Annotated in this window: 16 protein-coding genes; 11 read left to right on the top strand and 5 right to left on the bottom strand. The window is 66.2% G+C overall.

Annotation, left to right across the window (positions count from 1 at the left end):
* Window position 1: 1 nt before the first annotated feature.
* The 4 genes from ftsY to MSP7336_RS21025 all read left to right on the top strand — a co-directional run bounded on the left by ftsY (window position 2) and on the right by MSP7336_RS21025 (window position 5653).
* Window positions 2–1315: a signal recognition particle-docking protein FtsY gene (gene ftsY, locus MSP7336_RS21040; RefSeq protein ID WP_113965162.1), complete on the top strand. Its 1314-nt coding sequence runs from the start codon at window positions 2–4 to the stop codon at window positions 1313–1315.
* Between the two features lie 155 nt (window positions 1316–1470).
* Window positions 1471–2994: an ammonium transporter gene (locus MSP7336_RS21035; protein WP_181786876.1), complete on the top strand. Its 1524-nt coding sequence runs from the start codon at window positions 1471–1473 to the stop codon at window positions 2992–2994.
* Entirely contained in the window at window positions 2882–3202 is a 321-nt protein-coding gene (locus tag MSP7336_RS21030) for a P-II family nitrogen regulator (protein WP_232320968.1), read from the top strand. Before MSP7336_RS21035 ends, MSP7336_RS21030 begins: the two co-directional genes overlap by 113 nt.
* Before the next feature lie 36 nt (window positions 3203–3238).
* Entirely contained in the window at window positions 3239–5653 is a 2415-nt protein-coding gene (locus MSP7336_RS21025; protein WP_113964496.1) for a [protein-PII] uridylyltransferase, read from the top strand.
* Window positions 5654–5668: 15 nt separating this feature from the next.
* Here the strand turns inward: MSP7336_RS21025 and MSP7336_RS23590 are convergent, their stop codons facing one another.
* Window positions 5669–5980 carry a hypothetical protein gene (locus MSP7336_RS23590; protein ID WP_142706824.1) on the bottom strand — a complete coding sequence of 104 codons (312 nt, stop codon included), beginning with the start codon at window positions 5978–5980 and terminating at the stop codon, window positions 5669–5671.
* A gap of 626 nt (window positions 5981–6606) precedes the next feature.
* On the opposite strand from MSP7336_RS23590, the gene MSP7336_RS21010 reads away from it, so the two are divergent.
* Both MSP7336_RS21010 and MSP7336_RS21005 read left to right on the top strand, forming a co-directional pair.
* The gene (locus MSP7336_RS21010) at window positions 6607–6915 is read left to right on the top strand and encodes a hypothetical protein (RefSeq protein WP_069394954.1); all 309 of its coding nucleotides are present in this window, start codon (window positions 6607–6609) and stop codon (window positions 6913–6915) included.
* 26 nt (window positions 6916–6941) lie between these two features.
* On the top strand, window positions 6942–7676 hold the full coding sequence (locus tag MSP7336_RS21005) for a hypothetical protein (protein WP_069394953.1): 735 nt from the start codon (window positions 6942–6944) through the stop codon (window positions 7674–7676).
* Between the two features lie 9 nt (window positions 7677–7685).
* Here the strand turns inward: MSP7336_RS21005 and MSP7336_RS21000 are convergent, their stop codons facing one another.
* From MSP7336_RS21000 to MSP7336_RS20990, 3 genes are read right to left on the bottom strand one after another with little or no spacing between them, the layout of a single operon-like run.
* Window positions 7686–7955 carry a PE family protein gene (locus tag MSP7336_RS21000; RefSeq protein ID WP_069394952.1) on the bottom strand — a complete coding sequence of 90 codons (270 nt, stop codon included), beginning with the start codon at window positions 7953–7955 and terminating at the stop codon, window positions 7686–7688.
* Window positions 7955–9154, bottom strand: a complete 1200-nt coding sequence (locus MSP7336_RS20995; protein ID WP_069394951.1) for a PPE family protein — start codon at window positions 9152–9154, stop codon at window positions 7955–7957. The genes MSP7336_RS21000 and MSP7336_RS20995 overlap by 1 nt, the downstream gene beginning before the upstream one ends.
* A gap of 33 nt (window positions 9155–9187) precedes the next feature.
* Complete coding sequence (locus tag MSP7336_RS20990; protein WP_069394950.1) at window positions 9188–10099, bottom strand: PPE family protein, SVP subgroup; 912 nt, start codon at window positions 10097–10099, stop codon at window positions 9188–9190.
* A 454-nt stretch (window positions 10100–10553) separates the two neighbouring features.
* On the opposite strand from MSP7336_RS20990, the gene MSP7336_RS20985 reads away from it, so the two are divergent.
* Window positions 10554–11777, top strand: a complete 1224-nt coding sequence (locus MSP7336_RS20985; protein WP_069397821.1) for a class I SAM-dependent methyltransferase — start codon at window positions 10554–10556, stop codon at window positions 11775–11777.
* Here the strand turns inward: MSP7336_RS20985 and MSP7336_RS20980 are convergent.
* Entirely contained in the window at window positions 11774–12577 is an 804-nt protein-coding gene (locus MSP7336_RS20980; RefSeq protein WP_069397820.1) for an alpha/beta hydrolase, read from the bottom strand. The two genes, MSP7336_RS20985 and MSP7336_RS20980, sit on opposite strands and share 4 nt — an antisense overlap.
* A 170-nt stretch (window positions 12578–12747) precedes the next feature.
* On the opposite strand from MSP7336_RS20980, the gene ffh reads away from it, so the two are divergent.
* From ffh to MSP7336_RS20960, 4 genes are all read left to right on the top strand, one after another.
* Window positions 12748–14325 carry a signal recognition particle protein gene (gene ffh / locus MSP7336_RS20975; protein WP_113964494.1) on the top strand — a complete coding sequence of 526 codons (1578 nt, stop codon included), beginning with the start codon at window positions 12748–12750 and terminating at the stop codon, window positions 14323–14325.
* A 4-nt stretch (window positions 14326–14329) separates the two neighbouring features.
* Entirely contained in the window at window positions 14330–15397 is a 1068-nt protein-coding gene (locus tag MSP7336_RS20970; protein ID WP_069397818.1) for a metal-dependent hydrolase family protein, read from the top strand.
* 39 nt (window positions 15398–15436) lie between these two features.
* Window positions 15437–17053, top strand: coding sequence for a serine/threonine-protein kinase (locus MSP7336_RS20965; protein WP_069397817.1), 1617 nt, complete (start codon window positions 15437–15439; stop codon window positions 17051–17053).
* Window positions 17054–17129: 76 nt separating this feature from the next.
* On the top strand, window positions 17130–18911 hold the full coding sequence (locus tag MSP7336_RS20960) for an N-acyl-D-amino-acid deacylase family protein (protein ID WP_113964493.1): 1782 nt from the start codon (window positions 17130–17132) through the stop codon (window positions 18909–18911).
* The last annotated feature ends 2 nt before the right edge of the window (window positions 18912–18913 follow it).

Genomic DNA, 18913 nt, shown 5'->3' with positions numbered 1-18913 from the left:
GGTGTCCGAAGGTCTGTGGATCGCGATAGCGGTCGTCGTTGCACTGGTCGTCATCACCGCGCTGATCCTGGGTCTGGTCCGCTACCGGCGCCGGCAGATCAGACTGTCGGCCCCGCAGCCGACCCTTGATCGGTCCGGCGGCTACACCGCCTCGTCGGAGATCTCCTTCAGCCAAACCGCCCCGGTTGTCGAACCGGAGCGACCAGAACGAGTAGACACCACCGGGTTACCCGGTGTCGGCGACGACGCGGCCGTCCCCCGCGACGCCCCTAGACGCACGATCACCGACGTCGAACTGCCCCAGGCCGACACCCTGGCTCCGGCAGCCCCGGCGGCCCCGGCAGCTGAGGCGCCCGCGGCTGAGGCGCCTGAGGCGCCCGAAATCGATGCCATCGCACCGCCGGAAGGCCGGCTGGAACGCCTGCGCGGCCGGCTGGCCCGATCCCAGAACGCGTTGGGCCGCAGCATGCTGGGCCTGCTCGGCGGCGGGGACCTCGACGAAGACTCCTGGCAGGAAGTCGAGGACACCCTGCTGATCGCCGATCTGGGCCCGGTGGTCGCCACATCGGTGGTGGAACAGCTGCGCAGCCAGCTCGCCAGCAAGAACGTGCGCACTGAGGCGGATGCCCGCGCGGTGCTGCGGGAGGTTTTGATCGGTGAGCTGCGGCCCGACCTGGACCGCTCCATCCGCGCGTTGCCGCACGCCGACCATCCGTCGGTGCTGCTGGTCGTCGGCGTCAACGGCACCGGCAAAACCACCACGGTCGGCAAGCTGGCGCGCGTGTTGGTCGCCGACGGGCGCCGCGTCGTGCTGGGCGCGGCCGACACCTTCCGGGCTGCGGCGGCCGACCAACTGCAAACCTGGGCCGCCCGGGTAGGCGCCGAGGTGGTGCGCGGCGCCGAGGGCGCCGACCCGGCGTCGGTGGCGTTCGATGCCGTCGACAAGGGCATCAAGGCCGGCGCTGACGTTGTGCTCATCGACACCGCCGGGCGGTTGCACACCAAGACCGGCCTGATGGACGAACTCGGCAAGGTCAAACGGGTGGTCACCCGCCGCGCGGCCGTCGACGAGGTGCTGCTGGTGCTCGACGCCACCATTGGCCAAAACGGTCTGGCGCAGGCGCGGGTGTTCGCCGACGTCGTCGAGATCACCGGCGTTGTACTGACCAAGCTGGATGGTACGGCCAAGGGCGGCATAGTGTTTCGCGTCCAGCAGGAATTGGGTGTGCCAGTCAAGTTGGTGGGGCTCGGCGAGGGACCCGACGACCTGGCCCCCTTCGAGCCGGCTGCGTTCGTCGACGCCCTGCTCGGCTGACTCAGCCCGCGATCAGCCTCGCGCCCACCACCGTGTGAGCATGATGTAACGCCCGCGAAACCGGTCTGCGCCGCCTTTCGAAACAACCACCTCGCATTGTCTGAGCAGGTCATCTCCTCTATTGGCGGTGGTCTCGGTGAAGGAGGTTTGGGCGCGTGGATGAATTCCCGATGATGGGGGTGCCGAACACCGGCGACACCGCCTGGATGCTGGCCAGTTCTGCGCTGGTGCTGTTGATGACGCCGGGCCTGGCGTTCTTCTACGGCGGCATGGTCCGCGCCAAGAGCGTCCTGAACATGATCATGATGAGCATCAGCGCGATGGGCGTGGTCACCGTGCTGTGGGCGCTCTACGGCTTCTCGTTGGCGTTCGGCGACGACGTCGGCAACATCGCGGGCAATCCGACCCAATATTGGGGCTTGAAGGGCCTCATCGGCGGCGATGGTGCCGAGGCCGATCCCAGCGCGGCGACCGCGGCGGTCGACATCCCGCTGGTGGGCACCGTGCCGCAAACCGTTTTCGTCGCGTTCCAGCTGATGTTTGCGATCATCACAGTCGCACTGATCTCCGGGTCCGTGGCCGACCGGCTGAAATTCGGCAGCTGGACGCTGTTCGCCGCATTATGGGCGAGCGTCGTCTATTTCCCGGTCGCCCATTGGGTTTTCGCGTTCGACGAAGTCGCGGCCAAGCACGGCGGGTGGATCGCCAACAAGCTACATGCCATCGACTTCGCCGGGGGCACCGCCGTCCATATCAACGCCGGTACGGCCGGTTTGGTGCTGGCCATCATCCTCGGCAAACGCAAGGGCTGGCCGAAAACCCCGATGCGGCCGCACAACTTGCCGCTGGTGATGCTCGGTGCCGGGCTGCTGTGGTTCGGCTGGTACGGGTTCAACGCCGGCTCGGCCGTCAGCGCGAACGGCACCGCCGGGTCGACGTTCATCACCACCACCATCGCGACGGCCGCGGCCATGCTGGGCTGGCTGCTCACCGAGCGCATCCGCGACGGCCATGCGACCTCGCTGGGGGCGGCGTCAGGCATCGTCGCCGGGCTGGTAGCGATCACGCCGTCATGCTCGTCGGTCAACGTGGTGGGCGCATTGGTGATCGGTGCGCTGGCCGGCATTGCCTGCGCATTGGCGGTCGGCCTGAAATACCGTTTCGGGTACGACGATTCGCTCGACGTTGTGGGCGTACACCTGGTCGGAGGTCTGGTGGGCACGCTGCTGATAGGTCTGCTCGCTGCGCCGGAGACCAGCGCCATCGCCGGGGTGTCCGATGTGTCGCCCGGACTGTTTTATGGCGGCGGTTTGGATCAGCTGTGGCGACAGGCCATCGGCGCGGGCAGTGTCCTCGCTTATTCGGCTATCGGCACCGCTATCTTGGCTCTGGTCGTGAAATACACCATTGGGCTGCGGCTGCCGGCAGAAGACGAAGCTTCAGGTATCGACGAAGCGCAGCACGCCGAAGGCGGTTACGACTTCGCGGTTGTCGGCAGTTCGGTTCTTGCACATCACGACTTAGAGGCCGGAGCAAAGGAACACAGACATGAAGCTGATTACCGCGATCGTCAAGCCGTTCACGCTGGAGGACATCAAGACCAGCCTGGAACAGCTGGGTCTGTTGGGGATGACCGTCAGCGAAGTCAAGGGGTACGGACGGCAGAAGGGTCACACTGAGGTCTACCGCGGTGCTGAGTACTCCGTTGATTTCGTACCGAAGGTACGCATCGAGGTGTTGGTCGACGACGTCGCGGCCGACAAGGTCGTCGACAGCATCGTGCGGGCCGCGCGCACCGGCAAAATCGGCGACGGCAAAGTCTGGGTCAGCCCGGTGGAAACCGTCGTGCGGGTCCGGACCGGCGAGCGCGGCGTCGACGCGATATGAGCCACGTAATGGTTCGTTGACCCGATCCGAGCCGGGATGACGCGGCACGGCACAGCAGCTGACTTAGCGGCCGCCCGGGCCGCGCTGCTGTCCGACTCGCCGAATCACATGGATTCGGCGACATTACGTCAGGCGTGGCAAGAGCTGCACGAGTTCTGGCTGACCACTAAGGCAACCGAGATCGGTATCGGTGCCGACAGCGGTTTCGCCATCGTGGCAACCGGTTCGCTGGGCCGTGGCGAGCTGCTGCCGCACTCCGATTTGGACCTGTTGCTGGTGCACGACGACATGCCTGCCGATGCGGTCGCACAAGTCGCCGAGCTGTTGTGGTATCCGTTGTGGGACAGCAATATTCGCCTTGATCACAGCGTGCGGACGATTGGCGAGGCGTTGGGGGTTGCCGGCGCGGAGATTTCGGCGGGTCTGGGCATGCTCGATGCCCGCCATATCGCCGGGGACGAGCGGCTGTCCGCACGGCTCATCGACGGCGTGCGGAGGCAGTGGCGAGCCGAAATTCGGTCCCGTTTCGGCGAACTCATCGAAGCCACCCATTCCCGCTGGCAACTCAGCGGCGAGATCGCCCATCGTGCCGAACCCGACCTGAAATGCGGCCGCGGAGGCCTACGCGATGTTCAGTTGCTCGACGCCCTGGCGGTCGCACAGCTCGCCGACCGTCTCGATGTCCGCGGCCTGGACAACCCGACGGGACCGCTCGCCGACGCCTATCGCACCCTGCTCGACGTCCGCACCGAACTGCACCGGGTTTCCGGACGCGGACGTGACCTGCTGTTGGCCCAGTACGCCGACGAGATCAGCGCCGCCTTGCATATCGGCGACCGATATGATTTGGCGCGCACGTTATCTGACGTGGCTCGCACTATCAGCTACCGCGTTGACTCCGGGCTGCGAACCGCCGCCAACGCGCTGCCGCGGCGCGGGATGTCGGCCATGCGGCTGCGGCTTCGCCGGCCGCTAGACGAGGGAGTCATCGAGTACGGCGGGGAGGTGGTGCTGGCCCGCGATGCGCGGCCGGAACGCGACCCCGGTCTGGTGTTGCGTGTGGCTGCCGCATCGGCCGTCACCGGACTGCCCATTTCGGCGTCAACACTGCAACGGTTGGCCGACACCGCGCCCGAACTGCGCACGCCGTGGCCCCGCGAGGCGTTGGACAACCTGTTGGTTCTGCTTGCCGCCGGTCCCAACACCGTGACGACCATCGAGGCGCTCGACCGGACCGGGCTGTGGAGCCGGTTGTTCCCCGAATGGGAAGCGGTCCGCGACCTACCACCGCACGACATCGTCCACATCTGGACAGTGGACCGCCATCTGACCGAAACAGCTGCGCGGGCAAGGGTTTTCACTACCCGTGTGGCTCGTCCGGACTTGCTGGTGCTTGCCGCACTGCTGCACGATATCGGCAAGGGTCGAGGCGTTGACCACAGCGAAATCGGGGCCCAGCTGGCCACCCAGATCGGTACTCGGCTGGGCCTGTGGCCATCGGACGTCGAGATGCTGACGAAGCTGGTGTTTCACCATTTGTTGTTGGCAAAGACCGCTACCCGCCTCGACCTCAACGACCCGAAGACCATCACCACCGTCTCCGAGGCACTCGACGGGGATCCCGTGCTGCTCGACGTGCTGCACGCGTTGACTGAAGCCGACGCGCTGGCCACCGGTCCCGCGGTGTGGAGCGACTGGAAGGCGTCCTTGGTCAACGACCTGGTGCGGCGCTGCCACCTGGTGATGGCGGGCGAGCCGCTGCCGCATGCTGATCCCATTGACCCCGAATATCTTTCGCTGGCAGCAGACCACGGTGTGCATGTTCAGGTGCGGCAGGGGACCGGCCGGCGGACATATCACGTGGCCATGATCGCTCCCGACCAGCGAGGCCTGTTGTCGAAAGCTGCTGGAGTGCTGGCGCTGAACTCGCTGCGCGTGCATTCGGCATCGGTGAACATCCACGAGGGGTCCGCTATCAACGAATTCGTGGTGACGCCGCTCTTCGGTGCGCCCGCAGCGGCCAACCTGCTGCGTCAGCAATTCGCTGGCGCGCTGGCCGGTGAGCTCGACGTCTTGGACATGTTGAAGCGGCGCGACGAGGAGGCCCAACGCTCACCAGTCCGCGATGTCCCGACCGCGATCCCGGCCCACCACCCGAGCGCGCCGCCGTCCATCGTCTGGTCAGACGGCGCATCCGGCATGGTCACCATCCAAATCCGCGCCACCGACCGCGCCGGGCTGCTCGCGCAGCTCACCGGCATCATCGAGCGTGCCGGAGCAGACATCATCTGGGCGAAAGTCACCACTCGTGGCTCGATGGTCGACGACGTCTTTTGTGTCGTGCTGCCGACCGAGGACTCACCGGATCTGCGAACGGCCATCGAGCGCGACTTGTTCGCCGTGCTGGGCGCAGTCACGCCGGCCTCGATCGAACACACCGAGTCTGGCTAGCGCTCAGCAGCGCCGTTAACGCCGGAAGCAGAAGGCGCCGGTCTTGGCCGCCGGCACGCAGACGAGGCGATGTACGCGCGGTGGATGCTTGGCCTGAAGGCTCGGTTGCTCAGGCTGACTGGCAGCCGGCGCGCATGGATCTGTGGCGGTGACGACGCACTGCGGGTCGTCGTCCGCGCGGGCTTGTCCCAGCAGATCGGCGCCGCCAACGCCGCTCGCCAGAACCAGCGCACCAGCGCAGGCGATCGCCGCCCGGCGTGCAATGGCTCGTCCATATCGCTTGCGGGAGACCCGGTCAACGGCCTCAACGGGCGGGCGTGCAGGCATTGACTCTCCTCCCGACGGCTACAAGTCCACACTATAGTCCAAAAAAGTGAACTTGAGTCGTCGAGAAAGTCGCGTGGTTTACGAATCCGCACTCAATTCGTCAGACGAGCAATATTTCTGATCAGCGGCGTCGGCTGGCGTCGTCTGCAGCCTGTGGCGCTAGTCCGTCATCGGCGATAGCAGAACGCCCCGCTTTTTCCCGCTGGCTGACAAATAAGGTGGCCGTGGGGTCGATCCGCAGGCTGCGGACCGGCGTCGCGCACGGTGATCGACCTGTCCGGGACCGGCGGGCACGGGTCTGTGCTGGTGGCGGCGCATTGCGGGTTGTCTGCGCGGGCTTGTCCCATCAGGTCGGCACCGTCAATCGCACTCGCGATCAGCAGCGCGCCTGCGCCGGCGATCGCCGTGCGTTGCGCTAATTTCGCTGCATACCGGCGGATGTGCATTGGGCCGCTCCTTGGCAACAGTCGCCGATGAAGTTACATCGACATTACGCAAAAGCCGTCTAAGTTACGTCGACGTTACGTTAAACGCACTGTAGTCCTGAAAAGTAAACTTTGGTAGTTAAATTCCTTTTTACGTGCGTGTAATCGGTATGCCGTTCACCGAGAGCAGGCTCAATGCTTATGAACGACCACGAAAAGGACCCGACGGTTGTCCTGCCGTACTTGGTGGGTAGGCCGCTGGCTGCCAGCGAGGTCTACGAGGCATTCGGTTACCGCAAGTCCGCGTACTACAAGGCCGTGCGTGAGGGCAGGTTGGTCACCGCCGACAATCTGATCCGCGCAGCAAAGTATTTCGGACTCAACCCGGTCGACCTGCAGGTCCGCTTCGGGCTGATCGAGCCCGAAGCGGTCACCGAATATCTGGAATCAGCGCCGCCTCGCACCAGGCTGCGCGACCTTCAGCCGGACCCCGCCAAACCGCCAGTTTGACGCCAGCGCGGGTAAATTGACTATCAATGATGCCCGCACTGATCGTCGTGACGCTGGCTGCCGTCGTCTACAGCCTGTGGGTTCGTCGCGACACCTGGCGGTCGCGATGGGAAGCCGGCGCAAGCCTCAACATAGCCCTGCAAGGCTGCGCGGTGCTGCTGATGTCGCCATGGGCGTCGGCGACGCTGGGGCCACCGCTGCACCACGTGTTCCGGCGCTGGAATGTGGAAGACCTACTCGGCCACATCTGCCTGATCGTCGCGGTAACGGCCATCATCATGCACGGGATGGCGCGGCTGGGCGACGAACGTGAGCTGCGGGGACTGTTTCGCCGGCACATCGAAATCCCTTTGGGGCTGGGTATTCCGGTGCTTGTGACGGTGTTCATCCTCGCCGACGAGGGATATCACCCCGATCTGTTTCCGGCCCACGTCGGCACCCTGTGGTTTGGCGCCTACTGGCTGGTGCTCGGCGCGTTGCTGACCTACTTGTTCACCTACGCCGTCCGAGTGCTGTTGATCCTGCGCAAGGATCCCCGTTCGACGGCGACCGTGAACCTCTACCTGATTTCAGCCGGTTTCGGCGTGGCAGCGACGGTCATCCAGGTGGCCACGGCCGAGGTCGGAATCGACATCACGCTGCCGGTGTGGTTGTGCGCGTGCCTGGCCGCGATCGGTTTCGCCTACGGCTCAGCGCGATCCTGGCAGGCAAAGGTCGCCTGGTTCCGACCCGGCAGCAACTCGCGGCATCACGCTCGCTGAGCCGCGGCGCTAGTCCGAAGCAGCCTTCGCGGCGGCGCTCAGGATTCCGACGAACAGCTCATGCATCGCCGCGGCCTGCGCGCTCATCGCTTGATAATTCGCACTGTGCAAAGCAAATTGCGCCGCTGTGATCGCCGAGATTTCCTCAGCGCCGGCCGGAGCGATCCCGGTTACCGGGACGCCGACGGAGGCGTTCGTGGCGGCCATCGACGCCCCGGCGGCCTGCAGCTGCGTCAGGGCCGCCTCTAACGACTCCGGCCTTTCTGGTTCAACGGCCATCAGACGACCACCTGCTTGGGCATCACAGTTGGCTTGAAGCCGTAGCGTGGCGCACCGATGCCGAATCCTCCGCGCCCGGCACCGGCCCCCACCGGCATCCCCACCCCGGCGGGCACCGTGGACACTGCGCCGGCTTCCTCGGTGGCCGCGGTCCAGCCGCTGCCCGCCAACGTCGCAGGAGCCACCTCTGCCGGGGTGGCGGCAGACCAACCGGCCGGCACCGACAACCCGCCCACCGCGGACGCCGATCCCATCCCGGCCAGTACCGACCCCCCGCCCAAGCCACCGGCCGGGGCCGTCGCGCCTACCAGCGTCATGCCCATCCCCAAGCCTTCACCGACGGGGGTGACCTGGCCGATCGTGATGCCGGCTGGAGCTTGGGCCATGAAATGGCCCAGGGTCGCCATCGCGGCGATCGTCATCATCGTGCACCAGGACGCCGTCACGTCCATCCCGTTGATCGTGTTGACGACCATTGGAACCCCGGCGAGTCCGTCGATAGCGGCAACGAGGTCCTCCATCGGGGTGGCGGCCGCGGCGCCGGCCATCGGGTTGGCAAGCGAACCCAGTCCGTTCTGCAGGTTGCCCAGCAGCCCCGTGAGCCCCGACGACGTCGCATTGGTGTTGACGGCATTGCCGACCGCCGCGGCCTGCAATCCCGCGGCGGCCGGATTCGTGTTCTCGGCCGGCGGAGTCAACGGTGCCAGCTGCGCGGCGGTCGCCGACGCTGCGGCGTAGCCGTACATGGCGGCCGCGTCTTGCGCCCACATTTCGGCGTACATTGCTTCGTTGGCCGCGATGGCCGGGGTGTTTTGCCCCAGGATGTTGGTTGCGACAAGCATCGCCAGCTGAGCGCGATTGGCGGCGATCACCGGCGGCGGAACTGTCGCGGCAAACGCCGCCTCGTAGGCCGCCGCCGATGCAATGGCCTGCGAGGCGGCCTGCTGCAGTTCCCCGGAGGTGGTGTTCAGCCAGGCGATAAAGGGCTGGGCGGCGGCGGCCATCGCCGAAGCCGACGGCCCGATCCACTGCGAGCCGAGTTGGGAGATCACCGCCTCGTAGGCCGCTGCGTTTGCGCTCAGTTCCGAGCTCAAGCTGCTGAACGCTGATGCGGCCGCCATCATCGGTCCCGCACCGGCGCCGGAATACATCAGCGCCGAGTTGATCTCCGGAGGGCGGGCTGCGAAATCAAAAACCATTTTTGAACTCCCGTCTCGTGTATTCCGTCTGGGCTAGGTCAGCGTCGGCTTGGGCAGCAACGGCATGACTTTGGGTTTGACCCCATAGCGCGGGACGCCGTAGCCCATGCCTCCGCGACCGCCCGCCACGGCCGCCGGCACGCCGGCCGGCATGGTTGTCACGGCCCCTGCGTGCGGCGCCGCGGTGGTCCAGTTCTGAGCCGCGAACGTCACCGGCGCGCCCGCCCCGGGGGCTCCGGCGGCCCAGCTGGGCGGCACCGACAGTGCGCCGAGCGAGGCCGCCTGGCCGACCCCGGCCATCACCGGTGCCCCGCCGAGGCCGCCGGCGGCACCGACACCGCTCGCCGCGGCCGGAGCGACCGCGCCCATCAACCCGGCATCCATCGCCTCGGCGTCGATGGCGTCGGCGGCCAGCGCCGTCAACAGCCCACCGCCGCCCATCCCGATCAGGTCCGAACCTGCCGAAGCCCAGTTGCCGACCTGGATATTGCCGAGGTTCGCCAAGTTGCTGTTCATCGGCGAGCCGCTGAGGAACGCGGTGGTGTCGTTGATCATGGCTGCGAGCTGCTCTATCGGGCCCTCGGCCGCGGTCGACGCGGGCGAGGACGCCCCGCCCATCAGTGAACCGAGGCCGGACAACGGCGTCGAGGCGGCCGCCACCTGGTTGGCCGCTTCGGTGTCGCCGTAGGAGCCGGAGCTAAGCCCCAGCAAGTTCACGAACTGCTGATGGATGGCCTGCGCCTGGGCGCTGACCGTCTGGTAGAGCTGGCCGTAGGTCGTGAACACCCCCGCCTGCAGCACCGACACCTCGTCGGCGGCCGCGGGAATGATGTCTGTCGTCGGAGCTGCCGCGGCCGCGCTCTCGGCGGAAAACGAGTTGCCGATGCCCTCCAGTTGTGTTGCGGCGGCGGCGAGCGCTTCGGGCACCGTCTTCAAATACGACATGTATTACTCCTGAGGCCGGACCGACCCATTTAACGAGTCGCGATTGTCAGTGTGGCGGTATCTGGCAATGGATCCTGCTACACCATCGCGTAAACCCAGCTTCGACGCCCACTCGGTTAATGGCTTTTTAACGTTCGTGGGCAACTCTTAACACACAGCTTGCGCCGACCGAATCGAGGAATGTAACCGAGCTGTTAAGCAAAACTCACCGCAGCCAAGTTACATACGTTACGAAATCCTCACCGCCGATTAAAAGCAGCTCGAATTACCTTGCCTGCGTTAAAGTGACGTTACCGACTTTGTTCAGCCGGGTCCCCGCTACGTCTGGGTCCGCCCACATCCACCCCGACCGAGCGAGGTGCGGCGTCACCGCTGTCCAGGTCGGCCGGTTGGCACAACGTCAAGGCGCCCGCCATGCTGGGGCGGCAGCCCAGGAGGAGGAGGCACCGCCGCCATGAACGACGATCTGCACGACGACGCCGTCGGCGGCCAGTACGAGCGCTGGCGATATCCGCACCCCATAACCGACCTCGAAGAATGGACCATTAACAATTGGGAATGGTTCGACCCGGCGCATGCGCACCGCCTTTTATGGCCGGATCGGGAATATCAGCCGGATTTAGATATTCTCGTCGCGGGGTGTGGCACCAATCAGGCGGCGGTGTTTGCGTTCACGAATCCGGCGGCGAAAGTGCTGGCGATCGACATCAGTCGTTCGTCGTTGAAGCATCAGGAATATCTCAAAAACAAGCACGGGCTGAGCAATTTAGAGCTGCGGCGGATTTCGGTCGAAGAACTGCCGACATTGGGACTCGACTTCGACCTGGTCGTAGCGACCGGCGTATTGCATCATCTGGCGGATCCACTGGCCGGGATGAAGGCGCTCGCCAGTTGCCTGCGTCCGTGCGGGGTACTGGCGGTCATGCTTTATGCGAAATTCGGCCGGCTCGGCGTTGAGCTGCTGGAGTCGGTCTTTCGCGACTTGGGGCTCGGTCAAGACGAGCCGTCGCTGCGGATAGTCAAAGACACAATCTCGCTGCTTCCCTCGCACCACCCGGCGCGGGGCTATCTGCAACTCGCGCACGATTTGCAGTCCGATGCCGCACTGGTGGATACCTTCTTGCACGCTCGTGCACGGAATTATTCTGTGGCGGAGTGCATCGAGCTGGTCACCTCGGCCGGGCTGGTTTTCCAGGGCTGGTTCCACAAGTCGCCGTACTACCTGCACGATCTGTTCACGCCCGCCAGCGCGTTGCATGCGGCGGTAAATCGGTTGCCGGAACGGCAAATCTGGTCCGTGATGGAGCGGCTGCAGACGTCGAACGGATGCCATTTCTTCATGGCCTGTCACCCTGACCGACCGGCGCAGAGCTATACCATCGATTTCTCGACGGACGACTCACTTGAATACGTGCCGATGATGCGTACGCGCTGCGGAGTCAGCGGCGACGAGATCTTCTGGCCCGGGGCGCGCATGCGTCTGGCTCCGGCACAGATGCCGTACCTGCACCAGGTCGACGGCCGTCGCAGCATTCGCGAGATCGCACGCCGCGTGGCCCAGCAGCGCGAGTCCGCAGGCAGCACCGCTGACCACCAGAAGGTCGCCCGCAAGCTGTTGCAGTCGCTGTGGCGGCTCGATTTCGTCGCCGTGGCGCTGAATACAGAGCACCGCAGCTAGGAAACGTTCGCGAGGTCGCGGGTTTCCAGCCACGCGTGAATGCGTTGGGCGACGCGCGCCCACCCGGGCTCGAGCATCATGTTGTGTCCCATGCCACCGAAGAACTCCGGTTCGGTGTGATACGCCCGCGCCGTGGCGCGGACTTCTGCCTTGGTGACCAAGCCGTCGTCCTCGGCGCCGAGCACCAGCATCGGGGCAGATACCCGCTTGGTGCGCACGCGGCGGATCAGCGGGTCGATGAGGGAAGCCCGGAAGGCTTCGGTCTGCACGCTGGCCGCACACGAGTCGACGATGTCGTCCGGCGTGGTTGCGCAGAACAGATGCTCGCGGACCAGCGGCGCGGTCCCGATGAATCCCGCCAAGTTGCCGACCGGCAGCGACCGCATGGAGATCCATGGGTGCCGACTCCAAACGCGCATCGCCAATCCCAGCACGCCCTGCGGCGGCACGGAGGCCAGCAACACTGCAGCAGGGGTATCGTGCGTTTCGAGATAGCGCTGCACGACGAAGCCACCCAGCGAGTGGGCAATGAGCGCGGGCCTGCCGCCCAAGTCGGTGGCCGTGGCGCGGACATCGTCGACATAGTCGGCGATCGAGCACGCGTGAAAGCGCTTCGCGCATGCGCTGGCGCCGTGTCCGCGCAAGCTCATCGCGACCGCGCGGTAGCCGGCCTGAGCGAAGAAATCCAAGAAGTTGGCCCAGCACGACGCGGAATGCCAACCGCCGTGAACGAAGAGCAACGGCACTGGATGCGCGTCGCTCACGGATCCTTTGTCAATGATTTCGAGGGCTTCGAGCATGCCCCTCATCGTCGCCCATTGGCGCCGAGATCGACGCCAGCGCGGAAAAGGTCGAGTGGACTGCACGCTAACGTCGATCTCGGCGCAGTGACCGGCCCCTGCTCGGCTGATGGTGGCGGCCCGCCGCGCCCGGCTTCGCCGCGCTCGCGACCCCCACTAGGCTGGGCCGCGTGTTTGAATCGCTGTCCGACCGGCTCACCGGTGTCCTGCAGGGGCTGCGGGGCAAAGGCCGGCTGACCGACGCCGACATCGACGCCACCACGCGCGAAATCCGGCTGGCGCTGCTGGAAGCTGACGTGTCGCTGCCGGTGGTGCGGGCCTTCGTCAGCCGCGTCAAAGAGCGCGCCAAGGGCGCCGAGGTGTCCGCCGCCCTCAACCCGGCGCAGCAGGTCGTCAAGATCGTCAACGAAGAGCTCATCGGCATCCTCGGCGGGCAGACCCGCCAGCTGAACTTCGCGAAGACCCCGCCGACCGTGGTGATGCTGGCCGGGCTGCAAGGCTCCGGCAAGACGACGCTGGCCGGCAAGCTCGCCTTGTGGTTACGCGGCCAGGGGCACACACCACTCTTGGTGGCTTGCGACTTGCAGCGACCCGGCGCGGTCAACCAGTTGCGGATCGTGGGGGAGCGGGCCGGAGTCGCGGTGTTCGCCCCGCATCCGGGAACCTCTGCCGACGCGGATGCGTCGCAGCAGGCAGGTCCGGGCGACCCGGTCGCCGTCGCCTCGGCCGGGCTCGCCGAAGCTCAGAGCAAGCATTTCGACGTCGTGATCGTCGACACCGCCGGCCGGCTCGGCATCGACGAGGAGATGATGATCCAGGCCGCCGCCATCCGCGCGGCCATCGATCCCGACGAGGTGCTGTTCGTCGTGGACGCGATGATCGGCCAGGACGCCGTCACCACCGCGGAGGCGTTCCGCGAGGGCGTCGGCTTCACCGGTGTCGTGCTGACCAAGCTGGACGGCGACGCCCGCGGCGGCGCCGCACTGTCGGTCCGCGAAGTAACCGGTGTGCCAATACTTTTCGCGTCCACCGGCGAGAAACTGGAGGACTTCGACGTCTTCCACCCGGACCGGATGTCCAGCCGCATCCTGGGTATGGGCGACGTGCTGAGCCTCATCGAGCAGGCCGAGCAGGTCTTCGACGCGGAGCAGGCCGAGGCCGCCGCGGCCAAGATCGGCTCCGGTGAGCTGACGCTGGAGGACTTCCTCGAGCAGATGCTCGCCATCCGCAAGATGGGGCCCATCGGCAATCTGCTCGGGATGCTGCCCGGGGCCGGGCAGATGAAGGATGCTCTGGCCGCAGTCGACGACAAACAACTCGACCGGCTGCAGGCCATCATCCGCGGCATGACCCCCCAAGAGCGGGCCGACCCCAAGATCATCAACGCCTCGCGGCGGCTGCGCATCGCCAACGGCTCCGGAGTCACGGTCTCAGAGGTCAACCAGCTCGTCGACCGCTTCTTCGAGGCCCGCAAGATGATGTCGTCGATGGTCGGCACGATGGGCATACCTGGCCTCGGCCGCAAGTCGGCGACCCGCAAAGCGGCAAAAGGCAAGGGCGGCAAGGGCAAAAAGGGCAAGAAACGCGGCCCGACACCACCCAAGGCGCGCGGTCCGTTCGGGCCCGGAATGCCGGGCATGCCGGCGGGATTCCCGGACTTGTCCCAAATGCCCGAGGGACTCGACGAATTGCCACCCGGGCTGGCCGACTTCGATTTGTCCAAGCTGAAGTTCCCCGGCAAGAAATAGCCGCATGCGGTTACACGTTCGGGGCCGAGGGCTGCCCGACGAAGAACCCGTGCAGTGGTGGATCATCGACGGCAAGCTCAGCGCCGAACCGGTCGCCGGCGCCGAAACCGTCTTCGACGGCGGCTGGATTCTGCCCGGACTCGTCGACGCGCACTGCCATGTCGGTATCGGGCCCGGCGGTGCGGTCGAACTCGATGAAGCCGTCCGCCAGGCCGAAACCGAACGCGACGCGGGTGCACTGCTATTGCGCGACTGCGGCTCGCCGATCGACACCCGCAGCTTCGACAACCGCGACGACCTGCCGCGGATCATCCGCGCCGGCCGGCACCTGGCCCGGCCGAAGCGCTACATCCATGGTCTGCCAATAGATATCGACGACGAATCTCAGCTTCCGGCGGCGGTGGCCGAGCAAGCGCGGCGCGGCGATGGTTGGGTAAAGCTTGTCGGCGATTGGATCGACCGCAGCGTCGGCGATCTGGCACCGCTGTGGTCCGACGACGCGCTCAAGGCCGCTATCGACGCCGCGCACACGCACGGCGCCCGCGTCACCGCCCACGTGTTCGGCGAGGCCGCACTGCCCGGGCTGATCGGTGCCGGCATCGACTGCATCGAGCACGGCACGGGGCTCACCGACGACACCATCGAACTGATGGTCAAACACGGCACCGCGCTGGTACCCACTTTGATCAACATCGACAACTTCCCGCGCATCGCCGACTCTGCCGGGCGTTACCCGATCTACGCCGAGCACATGCGCGATCTGCATGCGCGTAGCCGGCAGCGGGTCGCCGCCGCGCACGATGCGGGGGTGCCGATTTATGCCGGTACCGACGCGGGCGGCAACATCACCCACGGACGCATCGCCGACGAGGTCGACGCGCTCAAGGGCATCGGGATGAGCTCCACCGAAGCGCTGGCCGCGGCGTCCTGGGAGGCCCGCCGGTGGCTGGGCCGGCCCGGGCTCGAGCACGGCGCCTCCGCAGATTTGTTGTGCTACAACGACGATCCGCGCGAAGGGGCCGCGGTGCTGAACCATCCGGAACTCGTCGTCCTGCGCGGCCGGGTGTTCTGACCCGAGTGCGCTCACTTCACGCCGACTAGGCTCTGTTCCATGTCGTTGGCCAGCGGCGCGACGTTTGCTGGATACACGATCCTGCGAATGCTGGGTTTTGGCGGGATGGGCGAGGTCTACCTTGCCGGGCACCCCGCGTTGACACGCCATGTCACCTTGAAGGTCCTGCCGGCGACGATGACCGGCGACGACGAGTTCCGCGAGAGGTTCCTGCGGGAAACCGACTCCATCACAGCGCTGTCCTACCCGAACATCGTCGACGTGCACGACCGGGGCGAATTCGACGGCCGGCTGTGGGTCGCCATGGACTACGTCGACGGAATCAACGCAGCGCAGCAGGTCGCAGAGCGGTATCCGAATGGAATGCCAGCCGGTGAAGTGCTGGCGATCGTCGCAGCAGTCGCCGGCGCACTCGACTACGCGCACCGGCAGGGGATCGTGCACGGTGCCGTCAAACCCAGCAATATCATGCTCAGCAAAGACCAGGGTGAGCAACGAATTCTGCTGACAGACTTCGGGATTGCCCGACGTCTCGGCCAGTCGGCATACGCCGCGCCAGAACAAACACGCGGCGACGATCCCGACGGGCGTGCTGACCAATACGGGCTGGCGGCCACCGCGGTTCACCTGTTCACCGGCGTGGCGCCAAGCTGGTCTGGCGGCCGCCCGCCCCAACTGAGCGAGCGGCACCCCGAACTGGCGCCGCTCGACGACGTATTCACCGTCGCGTTGGCCCAACGACCTGCCGATCGGTTCGGTCGGTGCAGCGACTTTTCCGCGGCGCTGAGCGAGCGCGCCGCCGGCTGGGTCAGCGACCGCGGCCCCGAAGCGTTCTCCACCGTCATCGACTATCCCGAAGACGCAGAGCCTCCGAAAGACTCCGAACCAGCGCAGCCCGCAGCCGCCAACCGGAAAAGGCTGTGGGTCGGCCTTGGCTCAGCGGCCGCTGCCGCGTTGCTGGTCTCCGTGGGTCTGGCGGTCGGCATCATGATCGGTCGCAACAACAACGCCTCGCCCAGCCAGGCCGGCCCTACACCGTCCGAGCGAGTACCGAGCGCCGCGCAGACGTCGACCGCGGCGGCCCTGCCTGCCCCCGGGCAGCTGCTCGACGGCACCTACCAAATCGACATCAACCGCGCCCAGCAGACCTTCAACGACATGCCGAACCCCCAACCGCCCAATGTGACGACGTGGTGGGCATTTCGCGCATCATGCACGGCCGCCGAATGCATCGCCACCGGTGTCCAGCTCGACGATGAAGACCACCAGACGGTGAGCCCGGCGGCGGCCAGTCGGCCGCTGGTGCTCGATTTCCGCGACGGTGCCTGGCACTCACGCCCGGAAATACTGCAGTTCCCGTGCGTAGGGCCGCACGGTGAACCCGACCAGGAGACCACAACGCAGGCGTTGTGGCTGCAACCGCAGGATCATGGTCCGCTGCGGGGGGTGATGACGGTGACCGTCGAAACCGACGAATGCGGCCAGCAAGGCGGCCACATCGTGATCCCGGCGGTGGCCGGGCGAGTCGGCGCCGCGCCGCCCGGGGTGACCGTACCCGGTCCTTCGGTCGCCCCCGCACCGCCGCCACCAGACACGTCGAGCCCCTCCACGCCGCCCGGCGAGACCCCGGCTGCACCTTCCACTCCGGGCCGCTGAATCACCGCGGAAAGATTGTGAGTACTCGCTATCTGTGCTAGCGTTGGGGCTTACCAGCAGCTTTTGGAGGCCCGCTATGACCTACGACGTGATCGTGCGCGACGGTCTGTGGTTCGACGGCAGCGGCAACCCGCCGCAGGTCCGCAGCCTGGGCATTCGTGACGGTCTGTTGGCCACGGTGTCGGCTGAGCCGCTCGACGAGACCGGCTGCCCCGAGGTGATCGATGCGGCCGGCAAGTGGGTGGTGCCGGGGTTCATCGACGTGCATACGCACTACGACGCCGAGGTGCTGCTCGATCCGGGCCTGCGGGAATCGGTACGGCATGGGGTGACCACCGTGCTGTTGGGCAACTGTTCGCTCTCGACGGTCTACGCCGACTCCGCCGATGCCGCCGACTTGTTCAGCCGCGTCGAGGCGGTGCCCCGACGCTTCGTCCTCGGCGCACTGGAAGCCAAGAAGACATGGTCGGGTCCGGCGGAATACGTTCGGGCGCTAGACGAACTTCCACTGGGCCCGAATGTCGGCTCCTTGCTGGGTCATTCGGATCTGCGCACCGCGGTACTGGGGTTGGGGCGCGCCACCGACGACACGGTCAGACCCACCGACGCCGAACTCGACCGCATGGCGGCCATGCTCGACGAGGCGCTCGACGCCGGCTTGCTGGGCATGTCCGGGATGGATGCGGCGATAGACAAACTCGACGGCGACCGTTACCGGTCGCGGGCGTTGCCCTCGACATTCGCGACGTGGCGTGAGCGTCGCAAGCTGATCGCGGTGCTGCGCGAGCGCGGTCGGATCCTGCAGAGCGCACCCGATGTCGCCAACATACTGTCAGGCCTGTTCTTCTTTTTGTCCAGCAGCCGAATCTTCGGGTGGCGCAGTGGTGTTCGGATGAGCCTGTTGGTGTCGGCCGACACGAAGTCGATGCCGGGCTCGGCAACTTTCTTCGGCCCGCTCACCCGACTGCTCAACGCCGTCCTGGGCGCCAGCGTGAGATTCCAGCATCTGCCGGTGCCATTCGAGGTCTATTCCGACGGGATCGATCTGCCGGTCTTCGAGGAGTTCGGTGCGGGCACCGCGGCGCTGCATTTGCGCGACCAAATCGAGCGCAACAAGCTATTGGCGGACACCGAATATCGTCGCGAGTTCCGCAGGGAGTTCGACCGGCGCAAGCTCGGCCCGACGTTGTGGCACCGCGACTTTCATGACGCCGTGATCGTCGAGTGCCCGGACAAGACGTTGATCGGCAAGAGTTTTGGGGCGATCGCCGACGAGCGCGGACTGCACCCGCTCGATGCCTTCCTCGATGTCCTGATCGAAAACGGCGAGCGCAATGTGCGGTGGACTACCGTGCTGGCCAACCACCGGCCCAAACAGCTCAACAAGCTCGCCGCCGACCCCAGCATTCACATGGGCTTTTCGGATGCCGGCGCGCATCTGCGCAACATGGCCTTCTACAACTATCCAGTGCGGCTGCTGCGACGGACCGTGGACGCCGAACGTGACGGCGCACCCTTTTTGACCGTCGAGCGCGCCGTGCATCGGCTGACCGCGGAGGTGGCCGACTGGTTCGGCCTTGACGCCGGCAACCTGCGGGAAGGCGACCGAGCCGATTTCGCCGTGATCGACCCGGCGGGACTCGACGAATCCGTGGACGCCTACCACGAGGAGAAGGTGCCCTTTTACGGCGGACTCAGCCGCATGGTGAACCGCAACGACCGCGCCGTCATCGCCACCGCAGTAGGCGGTGTGGTCGTCTTTCGCAATGGGCGCTTTTGCGACGGCTATGGCACAACGGTGAAGTCGGGCCGTTTCCTGCGGGCCGGGGCCCGCCAGCCGCACGGCGCGCGGGTCTAAAG

Source organism: Mycobacterium shimoidei (assembly GCF_900417275.1).
In the GTDB taxonomy this organism is placed as follows: Bacteria; Actinomycetota; Actinomycetes; order Mycobacteriales; family Mycobacteriaceae; genus Mycobacterium; species Mycobacterium shimoidei.
The sequence above is the reverse complement of the archived record's forward strand: the minus strand, read 5'-3'. Positions and strand labels throughout refer to the sequence as shown.